The 26,986-nt window shown below is 44.3% G+C and carries 29 protein-coding genes, 1 other RNA gene, 3 pseudogenes and 1 riboswitch; of the genes and pseudogenes, 23 read left to right on the forward strand and 10 right to left on the reverse strand.

Translation table 11 applies throughout. From position 1 onward, the window contains the following. Positions 1-92: 92 nt before the first annotated feature. The 8 genes and pseudogenes from OVA33_RS14005 (at position 93) to OVA33_RS14040 (ending at position 6,862) form a co-directional block, all read left to right on the forward strand. On the forward strand, positions 93-2,339 hold the full coding sequence (locus OVA33_RS14005; protein ID WP_025649788.1) for a DEAD/DEAH box helicase: 2,247 nt from the start codon (positions 93-95) through the stop codon (positions 2,337-2,339). A gap of 19 nt (positions 2,340-2,358) precedes the next feature. Beyond that, positions 2,359-3,597, forward strand: a complete 1,239-nt coding sequence (locus OVA33_RS14010; RefSeq protein WP_025649787.1) for a ribonuclease H-like domain-containing protein — start codon at positions 2,359-2,361, stop codon at positions 3,595-3,597. Positions 3,598-3,718: 121 nt separating this feature from the next. Beyond that, positions 3,719-3,826 (forward strand): annotated as a pseudogene (locus OVA33_RS14015) (hypothetical protein); the annotation flags it as partial. 83 nt (positions 3,827-3,909) lie between these two features. Continuing rightward, positions 3,910-4,146 (forward strand): spore coat protein CotD, encoded by a 237-nt coding sequence (gene cotD, locus OVA33_RS14020; RefSeq protein WP_003153539.1) that lies wholly within the window; start codon positions 3,910-3,912, stop codon positions 4,144-4,146. A gap of 88 nt (positions 4,147-4,234) precedes the next feature. Next, positions 4,235-4,783, forward strand: coding sequence for an SLOG family protein (locus tag OVA33_RS14025; protein ID WP_007409499.1), 549 nt, complete (start codon positions 4,235-4,237; stop codon positions 4,781-4,783). 79 nt (positions 4,784-4,862) lie between these two features. Beyond that, a complete protein-coding gene (gpsB, locus tag OVA33_RS14030; protein ID WP_003153541.1) occupies positions 4,863-5,162 on the forward strand; it encodes a cell division regulator GpsB in 300 nt (99 codons plus the stop codon). 55 nt (positions 5,163-5,217) lie between these two features. Next, positions 5,218-5,599: RNase P RNA component class B (gene rnpB / locus OVA33_RS14035), an RNA gene on the forward strand. A 96-nt stretch (positions 5,600-5,695) separates the two neighbouring features. Further along, positions 5,696-6,862 carry a THUMP domain-containing class I SAM-dependent RNA methyltransferase gene (locus OVA33_RS14040; RefSeq protein ID WP_022553050.1) on the forward strand — a complete coding sequence of 389 codons (1,167 nt, stop codon included), beginning with the start codon at positions 5,696-5,698 and terminating at the stop codon, positions 6,860-6,862. 40 nt (positions 6,863-6,902) lie between these two features. Here the strand turns inward: OVA33_RS14040 and OVA33_RS14045 are convergent, their stop codons facing one another. Continuing rightward, on the reverse strand, positions 6,903-7,055 hold the full coding sequence (locus tag OVA33_RS14045; RefSeq protein WP_003153548.1) for a YpzG family protein: 153 nt from the start codon (positions 7,053-7,055) through the stop codon (positions 6,903-6,905). Between the two features lie 166 nt (positions 7,056-7,221). Between OVA33_RS14045 and OVA33_RS14050 the strand changes: the two genes are divergently transcribed. The 6 genes from OVA33_RS14050 to OVA33_RS14075 all read left to right on the forward strand — a co-directional run bounded on the left by OVA33_RS14050 (position 7,222) and on the right by OVA33_RS14075 (position 14,368). Next, positions 7,222-7,413 (forward strand): hypothetical protein, encoded by a 192-nt coding sequence (locus tag OVA33_RS14050; protein ID WP_003153550.1) that lies wholly within the window; start codon positions 7,222-7,224, stop codon positions 7,411-7,413. 103 nt (positions 7,414-7,516) lie between these two features. Continuing rightward, positions 7,517-9,436: an ATP-dependent DNA helicase gene (locus OVA33_RS14055; protein WP_017418013.1), complete on the forward strand. Its 1,920-nt coding sequence runs from the start codon at positions 7,517-7,519 to the stop codon at positions 9,434-9,436. Positions 9,437-9,547: 111 nt separating this feature from the next. After that, on the forward strand, positions 9,548-11,050 hold the full coding sequence (locus OVA33_RS14060) for a carboxypeptidase M32 (protein WP_017418012.1): 1,503 nt from the start codon (positions 9,548-9,550) through the stop codon (positions 11,048-11,050). A 133-nt stretch (positions 11,051-11,183) separates the two neighbouring features. After that, a riboswitch (purine riboswitch) is annotated at positions 11,184-11,283 on the forward strand. A gap of 99 nt (positions 11,284-11,382) precedes the next feature. Continuing rightward, positions 11,383-11,967, forward strand: a complete 585-nt coding sequence (xpt, locus tag OVA33_RS14065; protein WP_003153553.1) for a xanthine phosphoribosyltransferase — start codon at positions 11,383-11,385, stop codon at positions 11,965-11,967. After that, a complete protein-coding gene (gene pbuX / locus OVA33_RS14070) occupies positions 11,964-13,268 on the forward strand; it encodes a xanthine permease PbuX (protein WP_025649786.1) in 1,305 nt (434 codons plus the stop codon). Before xpt ends, pbuX begins: the two co-directional genes overlap by 4 nt. A gap of 536 nt (positions 13,269-13,804) precedes the next feature. Then, positions 13,805-14,368: a cysteine hydrolase family protein gene (locus tag OVA33_RS14075; protein WP_025649785.1), complete on the forward strand. Its 564-nt coding sequence runs from the start codon at positions 13,805-13,807 to the stop codon at positions 14,366-14,368. A gap of 726 nt (positions 14,369-15,094) precedes the next feature. On the opposite strand, the gene OVA33_RS14080 is transcribed toward OVA33_RS14075, so the two are convergent. Further along, positions 15,095-15,358, reverse strand: coding sequence for a hypothetical protein (locus OVA33_RS14080; protein WP_017418009.1), 264 nt, complete (start codon positions 15,356-15,358; stop codon positions 15,095-15,097). 35 nt (positions 15,359-15,393) lie between these two features. On the opposite strand from OVA33_RS14080, the pseudogene OVA33_RS14085 reads away from it, so the two are divergent. From OVA33_RS14085 to OVA33_RS14110, 6 genes and pseudogenes are all read left to right on the forward strand, one after another. Next, positions 15,394-15,687: pseudogene (locus OVA33_RS14085) on the forward strand (isoprenylcysteine carboxylmethyltransferase family protein); the annotation flags it as partial. Between the two features lie 72 nt (positions 15,688-15,759). Then, the gene (fbpC, locus tag OVA33_RS14090; RefSeq protein ID WP_025284905.1) at positions 15,760-15,855 is read left to right on the forward strand and encodes a Fur-regulated basic protein FbpC; all 96 of its coding nucleotides are present in this window, start codon (positions 15,760-15,762) and stop codon (positions 15,853-15,855) included. Between the two features lie 182 nt (positions 15,856-16,037). Continuing rightward, entirely contained in the window at positions 16,038-19,619 is a 3,582-nt protein-coding gene (locus tag OVA33_RS14095) for a dynamin GTPase (RefSeq protein WP_128974093.1), read from the forward strand. A gap of 68 nt (positions 19,620-19,687) precedes the next feature. Beyond that, positions 19,688-19,945, forward strand: a complete 258-nt coding sequence (locus OVA33_RS14100) for a YpbS family protein (protein WP_015240067.1) — start codon at positions 19,688-19,690, stop codon at positions 19,943-19,945. A 76-nt stretch (positions 19,946-20,021) separates the two neighbouring features. Next, positions 20,022-20,165: a hypothetical protein gene (locus OVA33_RS14105; protein WP_003153570.1), complete on the forward strand. Its 144-nt coding sequence runs from the start codon at positions 20,022-20,024 to the stop codon at positions 20,163-20,165. 93 nt (positions 20,166-20,258) lie between these two features. Continuing rightward, positions 20,259-21,146 (forward strand): 5'-3' exonuclease, encoded by an 888-nt coding sequence (locus OVA33_RS14110; protein ID WP_025649783.1) that lies wholly within the window; start codon positions 20,259-20,261, stop codon positions 21,144-21,146. Between the two features lie 5 nt (positions 21,147-21,151). Here the strand turns inward: OVA33_RS14110 and sspL are convergent, their stop codons facing one another. Genes sspL through OVA33_RS14125 form a run of 3 tightly spaced genes read right to left on the reverse strand, consistent with a single transcriptional unit; the run spans position 21,152 to position 22,411 of the window. Then, positions 21,152-21,280 carry a small, acid-soluble spore protein L gene (sspL, locus tag OVA33_RS14115; protein WP_003153575.1) on the reverse strand — a complete coding sequence of 43 codons (129 nt, stop codon included), beginning with the start codon at positions 21,278-21,280 and terminating at the stop codon, positions 21,152-21,154. A 51-nt stretch (positions 21,281-21,331) separates the two neighbouring features. Beyond that, a complete protein-coding gene (locus OVA33_RS14120; protein ID WP_025649782.1) occupies positions 21,332-21,724 on the reverse strand; it encodes a reverse transcriptase-like protein in 393 nt (130 codons plus the stop codon). 6 nt (positions 21,725-21,730) lie between these two features. After that, a complete protein-coding gene (locus OVA33_RS14125; RefSeq protein WP_012117815.1) occupies positions 21,731-22,411 on the reverse strand; it encodes a queuosine precursor transporter in 681 nt (226 codons plus the stop codon). An 81-nt stretch (positions 22,412-22,492) separates the two neighbouring features. Here OVA33_RS14125 and OVA33_RS14130 point away from each other — a divergent pair, with 81 nt between their 5' ends. Then, positions 22,493-23,164, forward strand: coding sequence for a ribonuclease H family protein (locus OVA33_RS14130; protein WP_014418166.1), 672 nt, complete (start codon positions 22,493-22,495; stop codon positions 23,162-23,164). 2 nt (positions 23,165-23,166) lie between these two features. Further along, a complete protein-coding gene (locus tag OVA33_RS14135; protein WP_003153581.1) occupies positions 23,167-23,349 on the forward strand; it encodes a zinc-finger domain-containing protein in 183 nt (60 codons plus the stop codon). 26 nt (positions 23,350-23,375) lie between these two features. Here OVA33_RS14135 and OVA33_RS14140 read toward each other — a convergent pair whose 3' ends face one another. Then, entirely contained in the window at positions 23,376-23,633 is a 258-nt protein-coding gene (locus OVA33_RS14140; protein WP_014418165.1) for a DUF2564 family protein, read from the reverse strand. 161 nt (positions 23,634-23,794) lie between these two features. Here OVA33_RS14140 and OVA33_RS14145 point away from each other — a divergent pair, with 161 nt between their 5' ends. Next, positions 23,795-23,977 carry a hypothetical protein gene (locus OVA33_RS14145; protein ID WP_012117812.1) on the forward strand — a complete coding sequence of 61 codons (183 nt, stop codon included), beginning with the start codon at positions 23,795-23,797 and terminating at the stop codon, positions 23,975-23,977. A 51-nt stretch (positions 23,978-24,028) separates the two neighbouring features. Here the strand turns inward: OVA33_RS14145 and cspD are convergent, their stop codons facing one another. The 4 genes and pseudogenes from cspD to metA form a co-directional block, all read right to left on the reverse strand. Continuing rightward, complete coding sequence (gene cspD / locus OVA33_RS14150; RefSeq protein WP_003153604.1) at positions 24,029-24,229, reverse strand: cold-shock protein CspD; 201 nt, start codon at positions 24,227-24,229, stop codon at positions 24,029-24,031. Positions 24,230-24,244: 15 nt separating this feature from the next. Then, positions 24,245-24,356, reverse strand: a pseudogene (locus OVA33_RS14155) (hypothetical protein); the annotation flags it as partial. A 94-nt stretch (positions 24,357-24,450) separates the two neighbouring features. After that, positions 24,451-25,593: a diglucosyl diacylglycerol synthase gene (locus tag OVA33_RS14160; RefSeq protein WP_007409520.1), complete on the reverse strand. Its 1,143-nt coding sequence runs from the start codon at positions 25,591-25,593 to the stop codon at positions 24,451-24,453. Positions 25,594-25,817: 224 nt separating this feature from the next. After that, positions 25,818-26,723: a homoserine O-acetyltransferase MetA gene (gene metA, locus OVA33_RS14165; RefSeq protein ID WP_003153608.1), complete on the reverse strand. Its 906-nt coding sequence runs from the start codon at positions 26,721-26,723 to the stop codon at positions 25,818-25,820. Positions 26,724-26,986 lie beyond the last annotated feature (263 nt).

Here is a 26,986-nt window from a genome sequence, read left to right on the forward strand (position 1 = left end):
GCTGATTCCCTGCTTTTTTTCTTGTGCAGGATTTTCATCTAGCCAGGCAAACAAATATTCGGTAAACTGTACCTCATAAAGAGGTGTGAACGATGAAGAAAAAATCACTGAGCGAACTGATACAGGAATTAAAAAATCATGAAAATATTGTGCATTGGCATGAAGAGGAACCGCGGGAGGCGAAAACCATGCCGATGCCGGAGCAAGTAGATCCGAACATTCGGGCGGCTCTCGAAAAGAGGGGGATCGAGCGGCTCTTTACACATCAATACTCCGCTTTTCAGACGGTTCAAAACGGAGAAAGCATTGTGGCTGTCACACCGACGGCCTCCGGAAAAACACTGTGCTATAATCTTCCGGTTCTTCAGTCTATCGCGGAAGATGCTTCAAGCCGCGCGCTTTATTTATTTCCGACAAAGGCGCTCGCGCAGGATCAAAAAAGCGAGCTGAACGAAATCATAGACGAGATGGGCATGGACATTAAAAGCTTCACCTATGACGGAGATACGTCTCCGGCCATCAGGCAGAAAGTCAGAAAAGCCGGGCATATTGTGATCACAAATCCCGATATGCTTCATTCAGCCATTCTTCCCCATCATACAAAATGGGTGAGTCTGTTTGAAAACCTGAAATATATCGTCATTGATGAATTACATACGTACCGCGGCGTATTCGGCAGCCATGTGGCGAACGTCATCCGCCGTTTAATGAGAATCTGCGCTTTTTACGGAAGCAAGCCGTCATTTATCTGTACATCCGCCACAATCGCCAATCCGAGGGAGTTGGCGGAGCAGCTGACGGGAAAATCAGTGCGCCTGATTGACGACAACGGTGCCCCGGCCGGAAGAAAGCACTTTGCTTTTTACAACCCTCCGATTATAAATAAACCGCTGCATATTCGAAAAAGCGCCACCGTGGAAGTGAACGAACTTGCCAAAACTTTTTTTAAAAATAAGATCCAGACGATTGTTTTTGCAAGAAGCCGTGTCCGGGTTGAAATTATTTTAAGCCACATTCAGGAGATCGTAAAAAAGGAAATCGGCGCGAAGTCTGTCAGAGGTTATCGCGGCGGATATCTTCCGAAAGAAAGAAGAGAAATAGAGCGGGGGTTAAGAGACGGCAGCATTCTCGGGGTTGTCAGCACAAACGCGCTGGAGCTTGGCGTTGATATCGGCCAGCTTCAGGTCTGCGTGATGACGGGGTACCCGGGCAGTGTCGCGAGCGCATGGCAGCAGGCGGGCCGGGCCGGACGGCGGCAGGGAGAGGCGCTTATCGTGATGGTGGCGAACTCTGATCCGATTGACCAATATATTGTGCGCCATCCTGATTATTTCTTTAAACGCTCGCCTGAATCTGCAAGGATTAATCCCGATAATCTCATTATACTGGTCGATCACCTGAAATGCGCCGCGTATGAGCTGCCTTTCAGAGCCGATGAAACATTCGGAGAAAATGATGCAAGAGACATTCTCGAGTATTTAGAGGAAGAAGGGGTGCTTCACGAAAACCGCGAACGCTATCACTGGGCGAGCGAATCTTTTCCCGCCTCCAACATCAGTCTCCGTTCGGCGTCACAGGAAAACGTGGTCATCGTTGACCGGTCAGAGACGGCTGATGTAAAAATCATCGGAGAAATGGACCGTTTCAGCGCGATGACGCTTCTTCATGATGAAGCGATTTATCTTCATGAAGGGGTGCAGTACCAGGTTGAAAAGCTTGATTGGGACCATAAAAAAGCGTACGTGCGAAAGGTCGATGTCGAATATTATACAGATGCCAATTTAGCGGTGCAGCTGAAAGTGCTGGACATTGACAGAACGGACAGCAGAAAGAAAACGGCCTTACATTTCGGCGATGTAACCGTGAACGCACTTCCGACAATATTTAAAAAAATTAAAATGACGACATTTGAAAATATAGGATCAGGGCCGATTCATCTTCCAGAAGAAGAACTGCATACCAGTGCTGCCTGGCTTGAATTGAAAGAGACGGATTCGGAGATCGGCGAAAAAACGCTTGAACAGCTGCTTTTAGGCATTGCCCACGTCCTGCAGCATATCGTGCCTGTATACGTCATGTGCGACCGAAATGACGTGCATGTCGTGCCGCAAATCAAAGCCGCACATACCGGACTTCCGACAATCTTTCTGTATGATCATTATCCGGGCGGAATCGGACTTGCTGATGAAGTATATAAGCGATTTGATGAAATCAATGAAGGGGCTGAGCGCCTGATCAGACAATGTCCATGTCAAGACGGATGTCCTTCCTGCATCGGCTCCGAAATAGAAGGAATAGATGCAAAGAAAGCGATACTCCGGCTCTTGAATTACGTGTAAAAGAAAAGGGGGACGAAAGATGTCCTTGAAAAATAAATTAAAGCGGATGAAAAACCACCTGAATGTGCCGGAAGCTGAAAAAAAGCCGGCAGCTTCACAACTTTCGGTCCCGGATATTCAAGTCCCATTTAGAGAAGAATGGGAGGCATTCGGAGTGAAGCCTTTCTTTTTTGAGGATGAATACTGTCTTATCCGCGAAACCGTCTATCCGCTTTCGCACCGTCACGGACGGTACAGCTTCAGTGAACTTGATGACGTCATGGCATTATGGAATAAAGGCGGTTTGACACATACTTTATCAGCAGAAGGATACGAAAAAAGCCAGCTGTTCTTCTTTGATACTGAAACGACCGGCCTCGGCGGCGGGGCCGGCAATATGATCTTTTTGCTCGGTCATGCAAGAGTGTATGAAGACCGTGTCGCGGTTAAACAGCATCTGCTTCCTAAACCGGGAAACGAGACGGCTCTTTACAAAAGCTTTTTAAGTGAGGTTGACATTACGTCTCTTGTTACGTATAACGGAAAAGCCTTTGACTGGCCGCAGGTAAAAACTAGGCATACATTGCTGCGGGACAGGCTTCCGAAACTTCCTGACTTCGGACACTTTGATCTTCTGCACGGAGCGAGACGGCTTTGGAAACATAAATTAGAGCGTGTATCGCTTTCGGCGGTTGAAAATGAAGAGCTTGCTTTTAAAAGGGACGAAGACACCCCTGGTTATTTGGCGCCGATGCTGTATTTTCAATTTTTAAAGGCGGAGGACCCGGCTCTTTTAAAGGGAGTGCTCTCGCATAATGAACAAGATGTGCTTTCCCTCATCGCTCTTTACATCCATATGTCAAAAAAGATTTTTGCATCTTCTGATCAGACGTCAGAACGTCAGGAAGCATACGCCATGGCGAAATGGTTTATCGCTCATAAAGAAACCGATCGGGCTGTTTCACAGCTGGAAGCGCTGCAAGGCAAAGCCTTTGAAGATTCAGATCGGGCCCTTTTTGACTTAGCAATGCTTTATAAAAAACAAAACCGCAGGCAAGACGCCGTGCCCCTTTGGGAGAAACTGACGGGCTCTGAACTTCACATATGCAGACACCAATCAGCGGTAGAGCTGGCGATCTATTTTGAGCATCACGCAAAAGATTACAAAAAAGCTCTGCAGGCCGCGCAGCAGGCGGAAGAAGACGGGGAAATATCGGAAAAAGAAGCCGAGAAGCTCCATGTGAGAATTGCCCGGCTCAAGAGGAAATATTCCTCTTGAAATATTGCCCGGGAAAGCGCAAAAGCCGAGCTGTTTCGCCAAAAATATTTTTTTCTGAATCCGCATCGATTTTGTTGTAGAATGGTGCCGCATCTTGTAAAATAGCGTTAGTTATTTATAGGGGAGAGTTGGTATGTATAAAGGTGTTTTTTACTTGTTCTTTGTCGTGGTTTTTTTGATTGCGTTTGTATTTTCGAATTTTAAAGACAGCTTGCTGACGCACTTTTAAATTGGGTGATTGAATTAGAACATGCACCCTCTTTTCTTCATAACCTAACAGTGTAATAAAAGTTAATGGAGAGGGGATTTAGCATGTTTCATCATCATTGTTGCAGACCAAACGTGATGCCGCCGATTGTCCATCCGACTCATTGCTGTGAACACCATTGTTTTTCTAACACAGTTGTGCCGCATATTCATCCGCAACATACAACTAACGTAAATCACCACAACTTTGAGCACGTTCATTACTATCCGCACACTTTTTCAAATGTTGACCCGACAACTCACCAGCATTTTCAGTGCGGAAGCCCTTGCTGCGATCATTAGTATTGAACGCTTAAGCAAGATCGGTTAGGATATCAGCAAATCAAAATGGGGCCCGATGGGGAGCCCCATTTTTTAAGCAGGTGATCAATTGAAAGTATTAGCCGTAACAGGATACAAGCCGTTTGAACTCGGGATTTTTAAACAGGATGACCGGGCGCTTGTTTATATAAAAAAGGCGATAGAAACCAGACTCAGAAGCTTTATTGACGAAGGCTTGGAATGGATTCTCATATCCGGACAGCTGGGGACTGAGCTTTGGGCGGCAGAAACGGCGTACGATCTCAGAGAAGAGTATCCGGAATTAAAGGTTGCCGTTATCACGCCTTTCTACGGCCAGGAGGAAAAGTGGAAGGAGCCGAATAAAGAAATGTATGAAGCGGTGCTTGCTCAGGCAGATTATGAGGAGAGCCTGACGCATCGGCCGTACGAAAGTCCGCTCCAATTCCGGCAGAAAAACGCGTTCTTTATTGAAAAGTCAGATGCGCTTTTGCTTTTATATGATCCTGAAATGGAAGGATCGCCGAAATATATGCTGCAGCAGGCAGAAAAACGCCGTGAAACAGACGGATATCCGATTTATTCGATTACAATGGATGATCTCCGTGCCGCCGTTGAAGAAGAAGATTTCTTTACATAACACGTCAGAGAATATTTGACAACGGGACGTGTTTCTGAATAAAATATAACATGATGATTCACGATATGAGGTGAAAAAGATGCTTGCTGATAAAGTAAAGCTTTCTGCGAAAGACATTTTGGAAAAAGAATTTAAAACAGGCGTTAGAGGTTACAGACAAGAAGACGTTGACAAATTTTTAGATATGATTATTAAGGATTATGAAACCTTTCATCAAGAAATTGAAGAACTGCAGCAGGAAAATCTGCAGCTGAAAAAACAGCTTGAAGAAGCAAGTAAAAAACAGCCGGTGCAGTCCAATACGACCAACTTTGACATTCTGAAAAGGCTGTCCAACCTTGAGAAACATGTATTCGGCAGCAAACTTTATGACGAATAAGGCAGATGCACTTGTCAAATGAGACAAGTTGCTTTATAATGAACAAGTGTTCTTAACGTTCGGGTAATCGCTGCAGATCTTTGAATCTGTAGAGGAAAGTCCATGCTCGCACGGTGCTGAGATGCCCGTAGTGTTCGTGCCTAGCGAAGAAATAAGCTAGGGCAGCCTTGATAGGCTGACGGCAGGAAAAAAGCCTACGTCTCCGGATATGGCTGAGTATCCTTGAAAGTGCCACAGTGACGAAGTCTCATCAGAAATGGTGAGAGTGGAACGCGGTAAACCCCTCGAGCGAGAAACCCAAATTTTGGTAGGGGAACCTTCTTGAAGGAACTGAACAGATAGAAGGACAGAATACTTTCTGTAGATAGATGATTGCCGCCTGAGTACGAGGTGATGAGCCGATTGCAGTACGACGGAACAAAACATGGCTTACAGAACGTTAAACATTATTGATATGACAAATTAGAGCTCTCCTTTAAAGGGGAGCTTTTATCTTGAATGAAACGAAAGCTTAAAAGAGACAGGGTGATACGATGAAGAAGTACACACTAATAGCGACGGCGCCGATGGGAATCGAAGCGATCGTCGCCAAAGAAGTGCGTGATTTAGGTTATGAATGCAAAGTAGACAACGGAAAAGTCATCTTTGAAGGAGATGCGCTTGCGATCTGCCGCGCTAACTTATGGCTGCGGACGGCTGACCGCATCAAGGTACAGGTCGCCGAGTTTCAGGCGAAAACGTTTGATGAGCTGTTTGAAAAAACAAAAGCGATTGACTGGCGCGCGTACATTCCGGAAAACGCAAAGTTCCCCGTTATCGGAAAGTCCGTGAAATCAGTGCTTGCCAGTGTGCCTGACTGCCAGCGGATCGTCAAAAAGGCGATAGCGGAAAAGCTGAAACTTCAATCAGGAAAACAAAATGAATGGATTGAAGAAACGGGCCCTGAGTATAAGGTGGAGATTTCCCTTTTAAAAGATAAAGCCGTACTTACACTGGATTCATCAGGAACAGGCCTTCACAAAAGAGGATACAGGGTTGATCAGGGAGGAGCTCCGATTAAAGAGACGCTCGCTGCCGCGTTAATTCAGTTAACCAACTGGACGCCTGACCGTCCGTTCGTTGATCCGTTCTGCGGTTCCGGCACGATTGCCATCGAAGCCGCTTTAATCGGGCAAAACATTGCTCCCGGTTTTAACCGTGATTTTGTTTCAGAAGACTGGGAATGGATCGGAAAAGAACTGTGGGACAAGGCGCGTCTTGAAGTGGAGGAAAAGGCGAACTATGATCAGCCGCTGCAGATTTTTGCCAGTGACGTGGATCACCGGATGGTAAACATCGCCAAAGAAAACGCAGAAGAAGCGGGACTTGGTGACCTGATCGAATGCAAGCAAATGCGGGTGCAGGATTTTACGACAAAACTCGAATTCGGAGTAATCGTCGGAAACCCTCCGTACGGCGAACGTCTCGGCGAAAAAAGAGAAGTCGAGCAGATGTATAAAGAAATGGGCCGGGCATTTGAATCTCTTGATACATGGTCTGTCTACATGTTAACGTCAAATGAACAATTTGAAGAGGCCTACGGGAGAAAAGCAACCAAAAAACGGAAGCTCTTTAACGGTTTTATCAAAACGGATTATTATCAGTACTGGGCTAAAGTGCGGCCGCAGCGGAAAAAGCCGCAACAAAGAGAAGACGCCTGAAACAGCGTCTTCTCCGGCATCTTTACGTTTTATTCTGCCATTACCAGCGGTGCGCTTTTGCGTTGCTCCGTAAAATAATGTTGGTCTGGGACATTTCGGTGTGGCCGTTCACTTGCGATTTAGAGCGTTTCGGCCGCGTCCAATTGTGATGAAACAATTCAGAATGCTGATCTAATCGATCTTTATAACTCATGTAACCATCACTCCCGGGTAGAATAAATTTGTGAAGATGGATATTCGATCGAATATCTGTTGTAGTTTGTGCAGGTCAGGTGCGGATCATTCAGGATGGCATGTATAGAAAGTGAAACATCGGCATAGAATGATGATTATTTCTATTTGAGAGGTGATCTTATTTTATGCTGAACAGCGAGCACTTCAGTAAAATACAAAAGGCGTTAGACGCAACTGCTTTCCGGCTGGAGGAAGCCGGAGCGGAGTTCGGTCCTTCCGCCATGACACACGCACAGGAAGAACTTGAAAATGCGGTAAAACATACACATTCAACAGACCATCCGTTCCTATGTACACATATCATTAACCGGAAATGATCATGACAAAAACTTGGCGAGGCCAAGTTTTTTTGTTGTATTGAAAAGGGTTAAATGATATTATAGATGGTCTGAATGCCGAATAGTTAGGGGTTGGAGTTGGGTGACAACATCACGTTTGCCTTTTGCTTTAACAAAAGAAAAGAATTTTTACGAAGAATTGAACAATTGGATTGGTGACGTGTTTTACGATATCCTTCCCGAGAAAGGCTTTGACCTTCGGGATGAGCAGGTATTTATGGCGTTTCAGCTTGAACGGGCATTTAAAGAGAAAAAGGTCATGTTCGCTGAGGCAGGAGTCGGTACGGGGAAAACGCTGGTGTATCTGCTGTTTGCCATCAGCTATGCCAGATATACGGGTAAACCGGCCATTATCGCATGCGCCGATGAAACGTTAATTGAACAGCTTGTCAAAAAAGAAGGCGACATTTCCAAGCTGACAGAACATTTGGATCTGCAGATTGATACACGGCTGTCCAAATCCCATGAGCAGTATCTGTGTCTGAAAAAGCTTGAGAAAACAATGCAGCGTTCTGATGATGAAAAGTGGCTGGATCTTTATGAGTCGCTGCCTTCATTCGTACACGAATCACAAGCGATGCAGCGCTTTTATCCGTACGGCGACCGCAAACAGTACGCTGATTTGACGAATGAAGAGTGGGCAGGCGTCAGCTATGATTCCTTCCAAGATTGTTTAACTTGTGATATGAGACATAGATGCGGTTTAACACTTTCAAGAGATCATTACAGAAAATCAACGGATCTGATTGTTTGCTCCCATGATTTCTACATGGAGCATGTATGGACGGAAGAATCACGTAAAAGGGAAGGGCAGCTGCCGCTTTTGCCGGATCACAGCGCCGTCGTGTTTGATGAAGGACATCTGCTGGAATTCGCCGCGCAAAAAGCGTTAACCTATCGCGTGAAGCAGTCGACGCTCGAGCTGTTTTTAGAGCGTCTGCTTCAAAATGACATCAGAGAGGAATTCGCCGAACTGATTGAAGATGCCCTTGCCGCAAACGATGAGTTTTTCTATGTGCTGTCAGAGGAATCGAAGGAAATCGCCGGCTCTCACCGATTGGACATCCAAAACGACCAGCGCGTTAAGCGTGCGGCTGACGAACTGTGCCGTCTGCTCGATAAAATCGGCGAGGCGCTCGTATTTGAATCGGAAATGTATACGATCGATAAGTACGAGCTGTCAGTTGTAGAAGAATACGTCGAACAAATGGCATATTCGCTGTCGCTGTATCAGAAGGATGCCATCAGCTGGCTTGAAACGCGGGATACAGACTCAACGTTTGTCGTTATGCCGAGAACTGTAGCCGAAGTGCTGGGAGAAAAGGTCTTTTCTAAAAAGATTCCTTATATCTTCTCATCGGCCACTCTTTCTGAGGGCGGTTCATTTGATTATATCGCTGACAGCCTCGGAATCCGTGATCCTTTATCATTCACCGTTGAATCTCCGTACGATTACGAGGAGCAAATGTCTGTTGCGCTTCACGGTGACATGACGTCTGAGCAGAAAACAGCCGAAACGATTGAAACCATTAAGGAGAATGAAGGACGCACCCTCGTTCTTTTCCCTTCCTTTGAAGACATGAAAGAATTTAAAGAACAGGCTGCCGCGTGGGAGCTGCCGTATCCGATATACTACGAAGGTGACGAAGAGATCAGCAGTCTGGTCGAAAAGTTCCAGCGGGATGAAGAATCCGTGCTTTGTTCCGTCCACTTATGGGAAGGTCTTGACATTCCCGGTGACTCGCTCCGGAATGTGACCATTTGGGCATTGCCGTATCCGCCTCATGATCCGGTGTTTACCGCAAAGCGGAACGGAGCGAAAAAAGATCCGTTTGAGGAAGTTGATCTGCCATACATGCTCTTGAGAGTCAGGCAGGGAATCGGCCGCCTTATCCGTTCTAATCAGGACAGCGGAACCATATCCATTTATGCGGGCGGAGAAAGTGAACGGGTCCTGGCCGAAGTCAAAAAGGTTTTGCCTGTTACACCGAAAATCGTATAAAAACAAAAGCTGCAGGATTCTTATCCTGCGGCTTTTTTAAATCCGGGAAGTTGACTTTATCACGGCATTCCATTAGCCTGTAATTGATAGTGAAAAGGGAGGGGAACGGATATGGATTTACATACATATGAAAAAGAGTTTTTTGATCTGTTAAAAAGAGTATCCCACTATGTCGAAGCCATTGCGCTTATGCATTGGGACTTAAGAACGGGAGCCCCGAAAAAAGGCTCTGATGATCGGGCGGAAAGCATCGGACAGCTTTCGGCTGACGTTTTTCAAATCCAGACATCCGACCGGATGAAAGAGCTGATCGACATCCTTCTCGCGCATGCAGAAGAGCTCTCTGAAGATACAGTGAAAGCGGCGGAACTTGCGAAAAAAGATTATGATCATAATAAAAAAATTCCTGAAGATGAGTATAAAGAATATGTCATTTTAACATCAAAAGCTGAAACGGCTTGGGAGGATGCAAAGGCTGCCTCTGATTTCTCTATGTTTGCTCCGTACCTTGAGAAGCTGATTGATTTTAATAAGCGGTTTATTTCGTATTGGGGCTATGAAGATCATCCGTACAACGCATTGCTCGATATTTTCGAACCGGGTGTTACGGTAAAGGTGCTGGATCAGCTGTTTTCTGAATTGAAGGAAGCGATCATTCCGCTTATCAAAAAAGTGACGGAATCCGGCAATAAACCGGACACTTCCTTTATAACGAAAACGTTTCCGAAAGAACAACAAAGAGACCTCTCCTTGTATTTCTTAAAAGAGTTCGGGTATGATTTTGACGGCGGCCGCCTGGACGAGACGGTGCATCCGTTTGCGACGACAATCAACCGGGGCGATGTGCGGGTGACGACCAGATATGACGAAAACGATTTCCGCACGGCAATTTTCGGAACGATTCATGAATGCGGGCATGCGATCTACGAGCAGAATATTGACGAAGCGCTGAGCGGAACGAACTTATCTGACGGTGCATCCATGGGAATTCATGAATCCCAATCGTTATTTTATGAAAACTTTATCGCCAGAAATCAACATTTCTGGACCGCCTATTATGAAAAAATGGTTGAGGCTTCGCCTGATCAATTTCAAGATGTGAAAAGAGAAGATTTTGTACGCGCTGTCAACGAGGCGAAACCGACCTTTATCCGAATTGAAGCCGATGAGCTGACATATCCGCTTCATATTATTATCCGTTATGAAATTGAAAAAGCGATCTTCAGTAATGAAGTGACAGTGGAAGAACTGCCTGCATTGTGGAATCAAAAATATCATGATTATTTAGGCATTACACCGCCATCTGACGCAAAAGGCATTTTGCAGGACGTACATTGGGCGGGCGGCGATTTCGGCTATTTCCCTTCCTATGCGCTCGGATATATGTATGCGGCACAGCTGAAGCATACCATGCTTGACGATCTGCCTGAATTTGACCAATTAATAGAACGGGGCGATTTTGAGCCGATCAAACAATGGCTGACAGAAAAGGTTCATCAGCACGGAAGACGCAAAATGCCGCTTGACATCATAAAAGATGCAACGGGAGAAGAGCTGAACGTTCAATATCTCATTGAGTATCTCGTCGGCAAATATTCAAATTTATATTTATAAACGAAACGCCCGGCATACACCGGGTGTTTTTCTAAAAATTCTAAAAACACGAATAATCGAAAACCAATTCTTTGTAAAAGTTCGGAAATATTCAAATTTCACTATGCAAAAGAGGTGTATCTTGTTATAATTTGATTAATATCATACGAACACTCATATAATCGCGTGAATATGGCACGCAAGTTTCTACCGGTCACCGTAAATGTCCGACTATGAGTGAGCAATGGGACGGCTTTATTCGGCCGTTGCGTGTAGATCATTCGGCATTGCTTGCTCTTTTTTTGGAGAGCGGGCAATGCTTTTTTTATTTTTTATAAGCGGGGGTAATCATTGTGGAAGCATTAAAACGAAAAATAGCAGAAGACGGAATTGTTCTTTCTGATCAAGTGCTGAAAGTGGATTCTTTTTTAAACCATCAAATTGATCCGGTTCTCATGCAGCAGATCGGCCGGGAATTTGCGCGCCGTTTTGAAAAAGACGAGATAACCAAAATCGTCACAATTGAATCTTCGGGCATCGCCCCTGCGGTAATGGCCGGACTTGAACTCGGCGTTCCCGTCATCTTTGCGAGAAAAAGGAAGTCTCTCACATTAACGGATGATCTGCTGACGGCATCCGTCTATTCTTTCACGAAAAAAACAGAAAGTCAGATTGCAATCTCCGGAAATCATCTGTCGAAAGAAGACCGCGTGTTAATCATTGACGACTTTTTAGCGAACGGACAGGCGGCAGAAGGGCTTTTGTCCATCGTAAAACAAGCAGGCGCAGCAGTTTGCGGGATCGGAATCGTCATTGAAAAGTCATTTCAGCCGGGAAGAGACGAGCTGGTGAAAAAAGGATGCCGGGTCGAATCACTGGCGAGAATTCAATCGCTTGAAGACGGAAAAGTGACATTTGTACAGGAGGTCCGTTCATGAAAAACGGATATGCCAAAACACTTTCCCTCGGTATCCAGCATGTGCTTGCCATGTATGCCGGCGCCGTCGTTGTTCCTTTAATTGTAGGAGCGGCATTGGGACTGAACGCAGAACAGCTGACATATCTCGTATCAATTGACATTTTTATGTGCGGGGCGGCTACGCTGCTTCAAGTATGGAGGAATAAATGTTTCGGCATCGGCTTGCCCGTTGTGCTCGGCTGTACGTTCACCGCGGTAGCGCCGATTATTTCTATCGGTAAGGAGTACGGGATTTCAGCCATTTACGGAAGTATTTTGGCATCGGGTCTGCTTGTCATTCTGCTGTCATTTTTCTTCGGCAAGCTCGTATCCTTTTTTCCTCCTGTCGTAACCGGATCTGTCGTGACGATTATCGGGATGACCTTAATGCCGGTCGCGATGAATCATATTGCCGGCGGGGAAGGCAGCAAGGATTTCGGTGATCCGGCTAACCTTGCCCTCGGATTTACGGTGCTCGTCATCATCGTGCTGCTTTATCGGTTTACAAAAGGATTTTTGAAATCCATTTCGATTTTAATCGGCATTGTCATCGGGACGGCCATCGCTTATTTTATGGGAAAAGTGCAATTTGACAATGTGGCGAATGCTGACGCAATTCAGATGATTAAACCGTTTTACTTCGGGACGCCGACATTTCATGCGGCACCGATTATTACGATGTCCATCGTTGCCATTGTCAGCCTTGTTGAGTCAACCGGCGTCTATTTCGCTCTCGGTGACCTGACAAACCGGCGCCTGTCTGAACGTGATTTAGCAAAAGGCTACCGCGCGGAAGGCCTGGCGGTATTCATCAGCGGCATTTTTAATGCTTTTCCGTACACGGCTTATTCCCAAAACGTCGGCCTCGTGCAACTGACGGGAATTAAGAAAAACGCGGTCATCGGTGTCACGGGCGCACTTTTAATGCTCTTCGGCCTTTTTCCGAAAATCGCAGCCTTCACGACCATCATCCCGTCTTCGGTGCTGGGAGGCGCGATGGTGGCCATGTTCGGCATGGTCATTTCCTACGGCATTAAAATGCTCAGTCAAATTGACTTTAAAAAGCAGGAAAATCTTCTGATCGTCGCGTGTTCGGTCGGATTGGGACTCGGTGTAACCGTCGTTCCCGATATGTTTAAGCACCTGCCGTCTTACTTAAATCTGCTGACCACAAACGGAATCGTCGCCGGAAGCTTTACCGCCGTGATTTTGAATATTGTTTATAATATGATTCCTAAAACGAAAAAAACCCTTGATGTGACAAGGGTTCAAGAGGGTTAGTTATCCGTTTTTCTTTAAAATAACATCTTATTTTATCCAGATCGAGGATGCTTCCGAAAGTTTGCTGAACTTTTTGTGAGGCATCCTCTTTCATTTATTATTTTCATTGTTTGAAAAGAAACTAAATTGAGTGATGCGGCATCCGCCTTATTTCACCGAAAAACCGTCCCGGACTATATGTACGTGAACGAGTATTTTGTGCACGGATCCTTACAAATGAGAGTGAAAAGAAGGGAAAGCCCCTTCTTTTAATTAATCCATCCTTCAAAAGTTGCGCGATAGAACCCTTCGATTATCTCTACTTTCTTAAGGTAATAAGTAACACCATTCTTAACAGTTGTATTTGGGATATCCCTGTTGAATATTACTGGCCTCTGGTGATCTGCAGCTTTTGAGTGAGTGCTTGCTTTAGATATTTCAATGCTTTTCCAACGGGGAAGGTGCGATATGAAATTTAACACTGAAACAATTGTACAAAAGTAAAATCTTTATTTAAAATGTTATAAATAAGAATTTTCAATATAGGAGGTTATCTGATGGCAGAAAAGAAAAAAGCTTTAATCATTGTGGATGTACAAAAAGCCTTTGATGATAAAAAGTGGGGAGAACGAAATAACGTAAAGGCGGAAGAAAATATCAGCAAAATACTGAAATTATGGAGAGAAAAAGGATGGATAGTCATATACATACAACATATTTCTGATAAACCTGGTTCTTTATTTTATCCAAAAAATGAGGGGGTTGCTATAAAGGAAATCGTTAAACCTATGGATAAAGAAGTCATTATAACCAAGAAAGTAAACAGCAGCTTTATTGGTACTAATCTGGAAGAGCTTTTAGAAGCAAATGATATAACAACTGTCGTAATCACTGGCTTGACTACGCCGCACTGTGTTTCAACAACCACAAGGATGAGCGGTAATTTAGGATTTGATACATACCTGATTTCAGATGCAACAGCAGCCTTTGGAATGAGAGACCAAAATGATACATATTATGATGCAGAGACTATTCACAATATATCTCTGGCAACATTGCATGATGAATTCGCCACAATATTAACGACTGATCAATTAATCAATGATTTTATAGCCGGCTGAAAAGCATATTCAGGCGCATACAAGGACCTCGTCGGAAAATACGGGGATTACCGACTCTTTTCATCATCGCAATATCGATTGAAAAAAGGCATCTGCTTCAGATGCTTTTTTTGTTTCTTGTAAACCGGTTTGGTAAAAAATGATCGGCGGTTAACGGTCTGATTCGGCTTCGGTTTTGAATAACAAAAGGCTTACTAATCAGCGAATTATTCAAGATTTTTTGGCTTGTGCTGAGTCTGGTGTTTTTTGATTTCCTCGAATATATTGGCTTGATCATCTTTTTGAGGCCGAGGCTCTTTGTTAAGACATTTTGGATCGATCACATTTTTAAGATCTTTGATGGTTTACAGTCATCTTTTAATTCGTAGCCTAATTGTCCATTAGTTTCTAAAGTGGCATATATATCGGATCAATTATTAAGGTCAGTGAAACTAGAAAAAGGGGACAGAGCCCCCTTCATATTCGTAACAGCGCTCATCATTCCCATACCAGATTCCGTTCCAGAAAGAAACTCCTTTTAGATACCAATTGTTGATACCGTCCAGCAGTTGCAAAAGCAGGAGATGCTGATACAAGTAGAGCAAGAGATAATACAGAATCTGTCATAATTTTCAATTTTGACACTTCTTAGATACATGTTAGCAATCATTTATTCTCTCATCTGCACGGTAACATACGGATTATTTTTAGTTGTTACTTAGAACAAACATTCCGCGTCATGAAAAATCAGCTTTTGTAGACGGCTGTCCAAGTGCCATCAGCACCATGGAAGGTGATGTTGTCTAAATAATAGGTGATTCCATTCCGATAAATTGAAGTAGGATAATCAGGGCCAGAACCATTAAGTATGAACGTCGCCAAAGCAGATACTTCCTTCGTTTTACTTTCTGCAGAAGGTGTATCAGCAGGACCTGCGGCAAAAGCAGGGGCGGCAGAACAGAGTAAAGCGAGTGATAGGGCTGAGCCGGCTAAAGTTTTTTTCATTTTCATTGTAAACACTCCTTTTCTTTTTTAATACAATTGTAATTATATGTATCATTTTATTTGTACAGGGGATCAGGTATTGGGCGCTATTATCATTAGGACGGTATTGGAATACGAAAATCCTTGTCGTGCCGGATGCGGAGCTTGTCAGAAAGGGGCCGTACAGGTGGATGAAACACCCGAACTACGCGGTCGTCATCTTAGAATTTATTTTTCTGCCGCTGTTATACGGAGCGTATTGGACACTGTTTCTCTTTTCGATTCTCAATGCCTGCATGCTCACTGTGAGGATTCGCGCCGAAGAGAAAGCGCTAGAAGAAAACACCGCAAAATAGAGATTGAAAATCATTCTCACTCATGATAAGATGTAAATATGAAAATGATTCTCATTCAAGGTGGTGCCGAAAATGACAATGTTATTTTTATTTGCAGCCGTTTGTACATACAGTGTTTTAATTGGTTTCGTATTGAAAAAAGTTTCGAATAAATCGATGTCTTCTTAAACATCTGCGGTTTTTCCTGCCGCGGGTGTTTTTTCTTTATCAGCTGCCGATATCGGCGGCTTTTTTGCGTTTCCTGAAGAAAAGTGTGCCATTCTTGTGTAAAATGGGGGAGAGGTTTTTTTCAGAGCTTTCTAAAAATGAAAACGTCATTTGATGCGACAGACACAAAGGGGTAAAGACACATGACAGAAGAAGAACGCCATAACAGGGAGATTTTCAGCAGAACGGGTGCCTTATACGCACAATTTTTGGATCATCAGGATAAAAAACGGGCCGATCAGCTCGCGGCCATTATGAAAAAAGCGGCTGATGAAGAGGTTTATATCGCGTTTACCGGGCATTATTCGGCCGGAAAGTCCTCTTTATTAAACACATTGCTCGGTGAAGACATACTGCCGACAAGCCCGATTCCTACAAGCGCCAACCTCGTTGTCATCCGGCACGGTGAAGATAAAGTCGTGCTTCATACGACGGACGGGGCTTATGCAGAGATCAAAGGAAGTTACGATAAAGAACAAGTGCAGCAATTCTGTAAAGATGGTGAGCAAATTGAGACGGTGGAAGTCTATGCCGGCTTTAAGGAGTCAGAGCCTTACGCGGCCTACATTGACACACCGGGAATTGATTCGACGGACGAAGCGCATTTTTTATCTGCCGCTTCGGTTCTGCATCAGGCTGACGCTTTATTTTACGTCGTTCATTATAATCACGTTCATTCAGAAGAAAATATGCTGTTTCTCAGCTCCATCAAGGACCGTATTCCGAATTTGTTTCTGATCGTCAACCAAATTGACAGACATGATGAAACTGAAACGAAGTTTGAAGAGTACCGCAGGCAGGTGGAAGATATGCTTGAAGGCGCGGGAATACCGAAAGAATCGCTTTTCTTTACGTCTGTCACTGAGCCTGACCATCCTTTAAACGGCATGGAACAGCTGAAAAAACATCTGCAGAAGCTGAAACAGCAGGCAAAAACAAATTTATGGTCCTTAACGGAGAGAAAAGTCGCACACTTAGTCAAAGAGCATACAGAGATGCTCATAAAAGATGATAAAAACGGCAGCGGAGAGCAGTTTGACAAACAAGAAGCACTTGTCCGTTCTGTTGAAGATGAGCTTAAAAAAGCCGTTCAACAGGCTGAAACAGCAGAGAAAGACATCAGAAAAGACGTGCAGAACATATTGCAAAACGCTAATCTGACACCCTTTGAGATGAGGGAGCTTGCATCTGCTTATATTGAATCACAGCAGCCCTCATTTAAAACCGGGTTATTCTTTTCAAAAGCGAAAACGGCTTTGGAAAAAGAAAGAAGGCATGCTGAATTTTTTGCCGATATTAAAAAAAGAACGGAAGGGGAAGCGGATTGGCATATTATCGACACATTTACGAAAGCGGCCAAGCGGTATGAAGCGGATTCGGACGAACTGATCAGGAAAATCCAGGCGTACCGCACACCGCTTTCTGATGATATCACCGCTCAGGCCCTTAAGCAGGGAGCGGCCTTTTCATCTGAATACGTATTAACTTATACGAAAGACCTCGCTGAAATGATCAGAAGGGAAGCCAAAAGACAGACAGCGGAACTCATTGAGGAGCTGACCGCTTATGTTCAGACAAAAAACGGACCGCTCATTGAGAACTTGAAAAACCGGCTCGAAAAAGAAAAGAAAATAAGGGATGAGCTCGCGCAATCGGCAAAAGAAGAACGCAATGCCTTGGAAAAAGCAGCCCGAGTCCGCGCTTTGTGGGAAGAAGAATTGACCTGTGATACGGGAAACGGCGACTGGTATACGCGAAAAAAACGCCTTGCAAAAGCGCCCGTCCAAAAAGAGAAACCAAAAGAGGCTGTACGGCATGAAGTAAGCAAGCCCGAAAAAAATGCGATGAAGGAACTTCCTATAAAAGAGCAGACTGATCGGTTCTATGAGCTTGCCGGGATTCTTGAATCCTCAAGCATATTAGGAAAACAGGCAGAAGCCTTTCGAAGCAGGATTGAGCGGCTTGAAAACCGCCAGTTTACCTTGGCGTTATTCGGCGGATTCAGTTCCGGTAAATCATCATTTGCAAATGCGCTTGTCGGTGAATACGTGCTTCCGTCATCTCCGACGCCCACAACGGCTACGATCAACAAAATAACGAAACCGCAAGACGGCAAACCGCATAAATCTGCGGAGATCGTTTTTAAAACGGAGGAGGAGCTGGACGCTGAAATGCTTCAGCTGACTGAGCTGAAAGACGCTGACGTAAAGGGGCGTTCACTGAAAGAGAGATGGAATTATGCCATTAAAAAGGGAAAAGTTCCGGGTGAACTTATTCCTGTGATTCAGACGATGCTGCAGGCGTTTGATACGTATGAAGAACAGATCCGTCAAAGGCTGACACTGACGGTGCCGGTTGAAGATGTAAAACCGTACGCAGCCGAAGAAAAAACGGCCTGCTGCGTAAAAGAAGTCACCGTCTATTATGATTCGCCTCTCACGCAAAAAGGCATCACCATTGTTGATACGCCGGGAGCAAGCAGTATCAATAAGCGCCATACGGAACTTGCCTTTCAATATATAAAAGATGCTGACGCGTTCTTTTATATGACGTACTATCAGCATTCTTTTTCAAAAGGAGACAGGTCTTTTCTGAAGAAACTCGGCCTCGTCAAAGAAGCATTCGGCATGGATAAAATGTTTTTTGTCATTAACGCCGCCGATCTGGCCAAAACCGAAAGCGAGCTGGAAACCGTCAAAGACTATGTCCGCTCAGAACTCTCAAAAGAGGGAATTAACCGGCCGAAATTATATCATGTCTCAAGTAAAGAAGAGCTTGCGGGTAAAAAAGAAGCTTTTTATAACAGGTTCTCTGATGTAAGAACCGGGCTTGAGCACTTTATTGAGGAAGATGTAATGAGGGCCAGCTGCGCCCAGCTGAAAACAGAGGCGGACAAATTGTGCGGTATGGTGGAACAGCTTCACGAATCTCTTCACCAGTCGGCAGAAGAAAAAGAGAAAAAGAAACAGCGTCTGGAGTCTTCCTATGAAAAAGCTCTCGGTGACATTTCAAAGCGCCGTACGTCTGAGGTCATCATTCGAAAAGTGATGAAAGATACGGAAGAACAGCTCTATCACATTAAACATCGCCTGACGTTTTATGCGAATGATATGCTGAAAACTGCCTTCCATCCGGGTCTTCAAAACGGTGATTGGAAACAAAATATATCAGCGGCGCTGAATGAAGCGCTCAAGGAATTCCGTTTTGAATATATTCAAGAGCTGAAAACGCTCGATATCCGGATGACCGGTTTTATTGAGCGCCATATGACTGAGGAATGGATGGAAAACTGTCAGAAGAAGCTTATGGAAGACGGAGATTTCTCCATTTATGTCAGCGGTGAAAACGAATTTGCCGTTCAGCTGAAAGAGGTCGCTCCGGTCATTGACGTCTCGGTATTCACACATCACATAAAAGAAGTTAAATCGCCGAAGCAGTTTTTTGAACAGAACGGAAAAGCAGCGTTTGTGGAAGGGCTCAGGCTCAGCCTGCAAAAAGTCACAGAAAAGTGGCTTGAGCAGGAGAAAGAAAGCCTTTCAGAGCGATATACTGAGCAGGTGCGCCGTCTGCAAGAAGACATGGCGGATAAAAGCCTGTCCCAGATCCGCGAGCAGCGGGACACTTATTTACAAGGTCTTGCGGAAAATACGAGTGCGAGGGAGATTGAACACCTTTACGAAGCCGAAAAAGCATGGAAAAAGAAAGATGAAATGCTGAAAATTTAAAAATCCGGTTGGCGGGCAGATATCAGTCGTGGTAGACTAAAATGAAAAAAAGCGAGATGAAACCTTTTATGTCAGAAGTCCATAAAGCAATTTCAGCACATTCCGCAAAACAGCATCAGCACGTCAAAACATTTGTACAGCTTGATTATGAGCGTGAACAGGCCATTGAAGAAGCCGTTGTAAAATGCAGACAGAATAAACCGTTCACGACAGATGCCATCAATGGCATCACCGCAAAAATGAACCAGCTGGCGAAAAAGGGCATCGTGCCGCAAAGACGATTCGTAAGTGAAGAGATGGTGAAAGAATTCGTCAGCAGACAGTAATGGATGAACCTGCCGCGTGTGTCATCAGCGCTTGCTGTACATACTATCCGTATCTTCTCTAAAGGGGGATATGACCATGGGCAGAACAAAACTGGGAAACAGAAATGCTCAGCAGAACAACAATGCCAAAAAGAAAAACGGCTTCGGACAGAAATTTGATTCTTATGCCGGCCGTGAAGCTGAAAAGCTGATGGCAAGCAATAAAAGACACGGTGAGTAACGTGACGGCAGCATCTTCCAAATGGGGGGATGCTGTTTTTTTACCGCCTTCTTTGGTAAAATAGGAACATTGAATAAAAAGGAGTTTCGATATATGAATAACAAATTACTGCTCGTTGACGGCATGGCGCTTTTATTCCGCTCGTTTTTCGCGACGGCCGTTCATCGCAATTTTATGATAAATGAAAACGGAATTCCCACAAACGGCGTCAACGGTTTTTTAAAGCATCTTATTACGGCGGTTGATACGTTTCAGCCCACACATGTCGTCTGCTGCTGGGATATGGGAAGCAAAACGTACCGCAATGATTTGTTTCAAGATTATAAGGCCAACAGAAGCGAACCGCCGCTAGAGCTGATTCCGCAATTTGATCTGGCGAAAGAAGCAGCGCGAGAGCTCGGTTTTTTAAACATCGGCATAAAAGGCTATGAAGCGGATGACTGTATCGGTACGCTTTCTGCCCTATTTTCCGGGGAAGCGGAAATTACGATTGTAACGGGTGATAAAGATCTGCTTCAACTGCTGAATCATCAAGTTCAAGTAGCGCTGCTGCAAAAGGGTATCGGCAATTATAAGGTATATACAGATGAGATATTCAGAGAAGAAACGGGAGTTCCGGCAAAAGCGCTGATTGACATTAAGGCGCTGATGGGAGACACGAGCGATAACTATCCCGGCGTTAAAGGGATCGGGGAAAAAACGGCGTACAAGCTGATCCGTGAATATCAAAACATAGACCGGTTATTAGAAAGCCTCGCTCTCTTGCCGAAGGGCCAGCAAACGAAAATTCAGCAAAGCTTGAAAGAATTGGAGCTGTCAAGGCAGCTTGCTGAAATACATTGCGAGGTGCCGTTAGTCTGTACGCTTGAAGAAGCACTTTTTTCATTGAAGATGGAAGAAGCATCCTTAATGCTCAGACGCCATCAGATAAAAGGAATTGAAAGAATGCTCGAAAAGCTGAACGCCAGAGAGATCAGCTGATCCCTCTAGCGTTTTGTATTGCTTTTTTTTGCGTTGTTTTCAAGGGCTGATTTCGGGTCTTTATGCGCGTTTCCTTCCATATTTCCCTGAGGATTCACGCCCCCGGTCAGCCGGCCTTTATTTTCTTTTCTCATAGCTGTTCACCTCATTTATAGGATGAACAGTGAGACGCAATTTCATTCCGGTTATTTATTCAGCCGAATCGCTTTTTTTGCGAGCTGATCGGCTGTTTGGTTTTGTCTGCCGGGAATCCACTTAATGAAAAACAATGGAAATCCGGCCTTTAAGCGGATGATTTCGTCCACAAACGGCTGGAAAGCCTTGTTTTTAACCGCTTCAAGATCTGCGGCCCGCTCCACGATATCCGAATCCGTCCGAAATGACACGGACTCAAATCCGCGGGCGGCACACAGCTTCATTCCTTCAATTAAAGCGAGAAATTCAGCTTCCTGATTTGAATGGTCGCCGATCGGAATTGAGAAAGATTCTGTTTTCCCGTCATGTTTAATAAAAATACCGATACCGGACGGGCCCGGGTTTCCGGCGCTTGCACCGTCTACATAAATTTCAGCGGGCATCATCCGTCACTCTCCATTCGGTGTCATTCGTTTTGCCGCATACGCATAAGGGACAGAAATGAGTGATACCGCAAATTTAATCAGGTAAGTTGAAATGAAGATGCTGAACCATACTCCCGCGGAATAAACGCCGATAAAGGCCACGGCAGTGAAGATAAATGTATCCAGGAGCTGGCTGAGCGCCGTGCTTCCGCTGTTTCTGAGCCAGAGAAGCCTGTCTGAAGGAAAGATTCTCCGAATGGCTGAATATACATAAACATCTATCGTTTGGCTGAAAATAAAAGCCAAGAGGCTTCCGAGCGCAACACGCGGCAGAAAACCGAAAATCGTCTCAAGGGCCGGCTGTGCGATATCTGACGCAGCCGGTTTATATAAAAGAGCCCCCTGCATGGCGCATGTCAAAGCGAGCAGAGTGGAAAACCCGAGCCAGACGGCTTTGCGCGCTTCCCTGGGACCGTATTTTTCATTCAGCACATCCGTTGCGAAGAAAACGGTGCCGTACATGATATTTCCCAGTGTCGCCGTAAGCCCGAACAGCTCGACTGTTTTGACAACCTGCAAGTTGGCGCACACCGTGGCGAAACCGATCCATACGAATAGGCCCGTTTTGCCAAATCCTTTATAAAACAGAAGAACAATGATAAAATGAATGACCGCAAATAAGATCCATAACACATCGTTAAACAAAACCTGCTGACTTCCTTTCAATTTGAGAATGGTTTGATTATAGCACACGCCCGTCAACTAATGAATGGTAAGGTGATTTCAATGAATCTTAAGCCGTATATCGAAATAGAAGCAAAAGGAACAGGCCCCGTCGCGTTTTTTTCCGAAGATTGGCTGACCGTTCCGAAAGCGCGCATGCTTGCAAGAGAAGTCAGCCGCTTTCCTTATATAAAAGACATTTATTTTGAGGATGAAAAAGGCGCGAGCTGGACGCTTAAAGAATTAGAAAAGCTTACTGAAGAACTTGCGCACGAACCCGACGACATTACAGTGTATTTCGACGGCGGCTTTGACAAAACAAGCGGACGCGCCGGACTCGGAATTGTCGTGTATTATTCTCTCGGCGGCAAGCGGCACCGCATACGGAAAAACAAAAGCTTAACGCTTCAGACGAACAATGAGGCTGAATATGCCGCTTTGTACGAAGCGCTTAAGGAAGTGCAGGAACTTGGCGCAAGCAGAAATTCAATCACGATAAGAGGGGATTCCCTCGTCGTTTTACATCAGCTTGACGGCAGCTGGCCGTGTTATGATGAAACGCAAAACGAATGGCTGGATAAAATTGAAGCGCTGCTCGAATCCTTAAAGCTGACACCGACATATGAAGCCGTAAACAGAAAGGAAAATCAAGAAGCGGATGACCTTGCCAGAAAAATTCTCTCGGACCGGCAGATTGAAAGCCGCATAACATTAGAAGGTAACGGAGATGACTGATATTGGATAAAAAAAGCATTTATAAAGAATTGACAGAGCTTCAGGATGAATATTGCAAAGACTGTTTCGTAAAAAAGCATTTCCGCAAAGAGTTTGGAAAAACGCACGCTCATTCTTTCTGCATCAACCAATGCACGGTGGGGGAGAAGCTGAAAGCCTACGGCAAGGTGCTGACAAATCAATAAAAAATAAAACCGCAGCTTCTGCGGTTTTATTTTTCGAATTCATCGAGCTGATGCTGGCAATCGTCGAGAAGCATTCGCTGCTTTTGCAGAAAATCCTGGTCGAGAGCCTGCAGTTCACTGGATTGTGACATCGTTCTGGCATCCTGAATCGCCTGGTGCGCAGATTCCACCAAAGTTGAATTTTGGCCCCGGGTAGCCGCTCCCGTTGTTTTCTGGGCCGTTTCCACCGCTAATTCAAGCTGGCGTTTATCCGTCAGTCCGTTTGGAAAAAATTCAGAGTCCATTAAAAAACACCTCCGCAAATAGTTTGGAGATTTTTTTTTGAAATATGTACGGAAAATAGAAAAAAATATAGAAAATAAGCCGATATAACTATTGAACCTGATTAATTAGGGCTAATTTACTATTATTCAGGGTATCTTGGGAGAGAAGGGAAAAACCAGCCGTGAATGATAAAGATTTAAAAACAATCCTTCAGCAGACATTTAAAGAAATATACGGTGATTTGGGAAGTTTAGCGGAAATGGCAAAAAAAGGAATGCCGTCAATGGAGAAACAAATTGAAGAAATCGAGCAGCGCTGCAAGCAGAATCTTGTCGCCATTGAGATTCAGACGGCAATCAAATAGGAGAGGCATACGCCTCTCCTCTATTTGTCATCTGATCAACATGTATTGAGTTTAGAGTTTTACAACATTAGAAGCTTGAGGTCCACGATTACCTTCGACAATTTCAAAAGAAACTTCTTGTCCTTCTTCTAATGATTTGTATCCTTCTCCTTCGATAGCAGTGAAGTGAACAAATACGTCGTCTCCGCCTTCAACTTCGATGAAGCCGAATCCTTTTTCGTTGTTGAACCATTTTACTTTACCGTTTTGCATATTGCTTAATTCCTCCTAGTACTGTAGCACCTTCGTGCTAAAAAAAATTTTGTCATCATCCAACCGTACGTATGTAAACGTTGTTAAATGATGGTTCAACTATACACCATATGGGAGCGGGCGTCAAGCGGCAGCTCCCTATTTTTTATCTTTATTTTTCCAGTAACAAAGCTTAACCGGAAAAAAACAAAAAGCACACGAATCGTTCGTGTGCTTTTCTTTTACGATAATGCCATATCCGCCTTCCCGGCCATCATTTCAGATTCTTTTATAATGTCCTGCAAAATGACTTCAGAAGAGTTGGGGAGGTGAAGGCTTTTAATATTGTCCTTCATCCGGTTCAGCTTCTCCTCATCCGCAAGAAGGGAGGTGACAGACTCTAAAATTTCTTCGTGGCGGTTGACCACGACAGCCGCACCGCGATCTTCAAAGAAAATGGCGTTTTCTTTTTCCTGTCCGGGAACCGGTTTGTACAAAATAACGGGTACTCCGATCGCCGTCGCTTCCGTCAGTGTGATGCCGCCCGGTTTCGTGATCATGCAGTCCGTAATACGGAACAGCTCGTCAATTCTTTCTACATAGCCCAGCACTTTCAGCCGGTCGGCATTGTCACCTTCCAAGCTGCTGAGGGATTCTTTCAGCGAGCTGTTTTTGCCGCATACCACCACAACCTGCACCTGATCGTCATGAACGAGATTTTCGCACAGTTCTTTTACGTTTTTCAGCACACCATGCGCTCCCGCCATAATAAGAAGAACTTTTTTGTCGGGAGAGAGATTGTATTTTTTATAAATCGGCTCTTTCGGCATCGATTCCTCGAATTGAGGCCTGATGGGAATGCCCGTAATCTTTACGTTGTTCGGGTGAGTGCCGATTTCAATCAGTTTTTCCTTCACGTAATCTGTGGCGACATAATATTTATCAACATTTTCATGAACCCAGATTTTGTGAAGGCAGAAATCGGTCATAACGTTGAACGTCGGGATCACTTTTCCGGTTCTCCGTCTGTATTCCGGTACGACAATCATCGGAAATGTATTGATAATAATGTCCGGCTTATGCTCTTCGACGAGCTGGCCTAAACGTTTATTTCCCATTTTAAAATAAATATTGAATTTGCGTTTATTATAGATTTTGTCAACTCCGTAATAAAACAAACGATAAAACTGTTTTCCGATTGAGAAGCTTTTTAAATAAAGGTATTGAGTAACCTCTGAAACAATCGGATTTGACTCTTGATACAAATTGGAAACCGTCACATCTAAGCCGAGACGCAGACATTGTTCGTAGAGCGTTTTGGCCACTTGAACATGCCCGTTTCCGTAATTTGCAGTCAAAATTAATACTTTTTTATTGGTATTCAAGTAAATTCACCTCAATGTAATCAACAACAAGCAAGCTTCATGCATCGTAAGGAGTTATTGTCTATAGATAAACATAACACAAGTGCATCATTTTATAATAAGCGCGGCAACATATTTAAACTAAATTTAATTGATATGTTCCATTATTTTAAAGTTTTGTTATACGCATACTGAATCAAGAGTATTTTATCATATTTTTGTCACCGTATCACTCAAAACAAAAATTAATCCCATTCATACGGAGTTTCCTGATATACGTAATAATTCAGCCAATTCATAAACAATAACGTTGCATGAGCTTTCCAGCGGTTAACAGGTTCTTTCCCGCCGGGCGCAAAATAGTGCTTAGGAGCTTCTACGTTTGAAAGATTTCTCTCTATGTCTCTCTCATACTCCTGAAGTAGCGTATCGGTATCATATTCCGGATGACCCGTTAAGAAAATCTGTTTTTCGTCTTTTGAAACGATTAAACAGACCCCCGCTTCCTCTGAAACGCTGAGCACATCCAGATCCGAAGCCGATTGCAGCTGCTCCGTATTAATATCTGTATGCCGTGAGTGGGGCACATAGTATAGCTCGTCAAATCCTCTTACCAATCTCTCATGTTTTTTAAGAACGGTATGCTCAAACACACCGAAGATTTTTTTCGGCAGCTCCACTTTCTCAATGCCGTAATGATAGTATAAACCGGCTTGAGCGCCCCAGCAGATATGGAGTGTTGAAGTGACGTTCGTTTTGCTCCATTCCATGATTTCCTTCAATTCTTCCCAGTAAGAAACATCTTCAAACGGCAGGTGCTCAATCGGAGCCCCGGTAATAATCATTCCGTCAAACCGTTTGTGGCGGATGCTGGAAAAATCCGTATAAAATTCATCCAGATGCTGCCTTGCCGTATTTTTTGGAGTATGTGTGCTCGGAATTAAGAACGTAAAGTGAACTTGTAAAGGTGAATTCCCAAGCATCCTGAGGAGCTGGGTTTCCGTTTGGATTTTTTTCGGCATCAGATTTAAAATCACGATCTTCTGCGGCCGGATATCCTGATGAAAAGCCCGGCTTTCATCCATTACAAAGATGTGTTCACTTTCAAGCACCTGCTTAGCGGGCAGGTGATTTGGTATATTAATAGGCAACATGCCACCTCCGTTATTCCCCGTTAATTTTCTTCATTATAGAAATTTTTAAGCCATTTTTCAATCCATCCCGGCGTAATAAACCGTATTTAACGCATAATGACAGGGATAAAAGCGGCAAATGGGCATAAATTCGGAGCGGCTCTTTATTATGACGGGTAAAGAGCCGTTTGGTTCCTCGAAAAAAACGTTTTCCGTTAAGTGGAAGGAAAAAGCGGTTACCGTTTGTTTTGCAGTGTAAAACAGGTAAAATAAATGAAGAA

The sequence above is a fragment of the Bacillus sp. KICET-1 genome, from assembly GCF_027721405.1.
Lineage (GTDB): Bacteria > Bacillota > Bacilli > Bacillales > Bacillaceae > Bacillus > Bacillus velezensis.

Coding starts and splice junctions, on each gene's coding strand:
- OVA33_RS14005 (WP_025649788.1), top strand. CDS start 93: ATGAAGAAAAAATCACTGAGCGAACTGATACAGGAATTAAAAAATCAT.
- OVA33_RS14130 (WP_014418166.1), top strand. CDS start 22,493: ATGAATCTTAAGCCGTATATCGAAATAGAAGCAAAAGGAACAGGCCCC.
- OVA33_RS14080 (WP_017418009.1), bottom strand. CDS start 15,358: ATGAAAATGAAAAAAACTTTAGCCGGCTCAGCCCTATCACTCGCTTTA.
- OVA33_RS14110 (WP_025649783.1), top strand. CDS start 20,259: ATGAATAACAAATTACTGCTCGTTGACGGCATGGCGCTTTTATTCCGC.
- OVA33_RS14050 (WP_003153550.1), top strand. CDS start 7,222: ATGCTGAACAGCGAGCACTTCAGTAAAATACAAAAGGCGTTAGACGCA.
- cotD (WP_003153539.1), top strand. CDS start 3,910: ATGTTTCATCATCATTGTTGCAGACCAAACGTGATGCCGCCGATTGTC.
- OVA33_RS14140 (WP_014418165.1), bottom strand. CDS start 23,633: ATGGACTCTGAATTTTTTCCAAACGGACTGACGGATAAACGCCAGCTT.
- OVA33_RS14060 (WP_017418012.1), top strand. CDS start 9,548: ATGGATTTACATACATATGAAAAAGAGTTTTTTGATCTGTTAAAAAGA.
- pbuX (WP_025649786.1), top strand. CDS start 11,964: ATGAAAAACGGATATGCCAAAACACTTTCCCTCGGTATCCAGCATGTG.
- sspL (WP_003153575.1), bottom strand. CDS start 21,280: ATGAGAAAAGAAAATAAAGGCCGGCTGACCGGGGGCGTGAATCCTCAG.
- OVA33_RS14100 (WP_015240067.1), top strand. CDS start 19,688: ATGTCAGAAGTCCATAAAGCAATTTCAGCACATTCCGCAAAACAGCAT.
- fbpC (WP_025284905.1), top strand. CDS start 15,760: ATGACAATGTTATTTTTATTTGCAGCCGTTTGTACATACAGTGTTTTA.
- OVA33_RS14105 (WP_003153570.1), top strand. CDS start 20,022: ATGGGCAGAACAAAACTGGGAAACAGAAATGCTCAGCAGAACAACAAT.
- OVA33_RS14120 (WP_025649782.1), bottom strand. CDS start 21,724: ATGCCCGCTGAAATTTATGTAGACGGTGCAAGCGCCGGAAACCCGGGC.
- gpsB (WP_003153541.1), top strand. CDS start 4,863: ATGCTTGCTGATAAAGTAAAGCTTTCTGCGAAAGACATTTTGGAAAAA.
- cspD (WP_003153604.1), bottom strand. CDS start 24,229: ATGCAAAACGGTAAAGTAAAATGGTTCAACAACGAAAAAGGATTCGGC.
- OVA33_RS14010 (WP_025649787.1), top strand. CDS start 2,359: ATGTCCTTGAAAAATAAATTAAAGCGGATGAAAAACCACCTGAATGTG.
- OVA33_RS14040 (WP_022553050.1), top strand. CDS start 5,696: ATGAAGAAGTACACACTAATAGCGACGGCGCCGATGGGAATCGAAGCG.
- OVA33_RS14095 (WP_128974093.1), top strand. CDS start 16,038: ATGACAGAAGAAGAACGCCATAACAGGGAGATTTTCAGCAGAACGGGT.
- OVA33_RS14045 (WP_003153548.1), bottom strand. CDS start 7,055: ATGAGTTATAAAGATCGATTAGATCAGCATTCTGAATTGTTTCATCAC.
- OVA33_RS14075 (WP_025649785.1), top strand. CDS start 13,805: ATGGCAGAAAAGAAAAAAGCTTTAATCATTGTGGATGTACAAAAAGCC.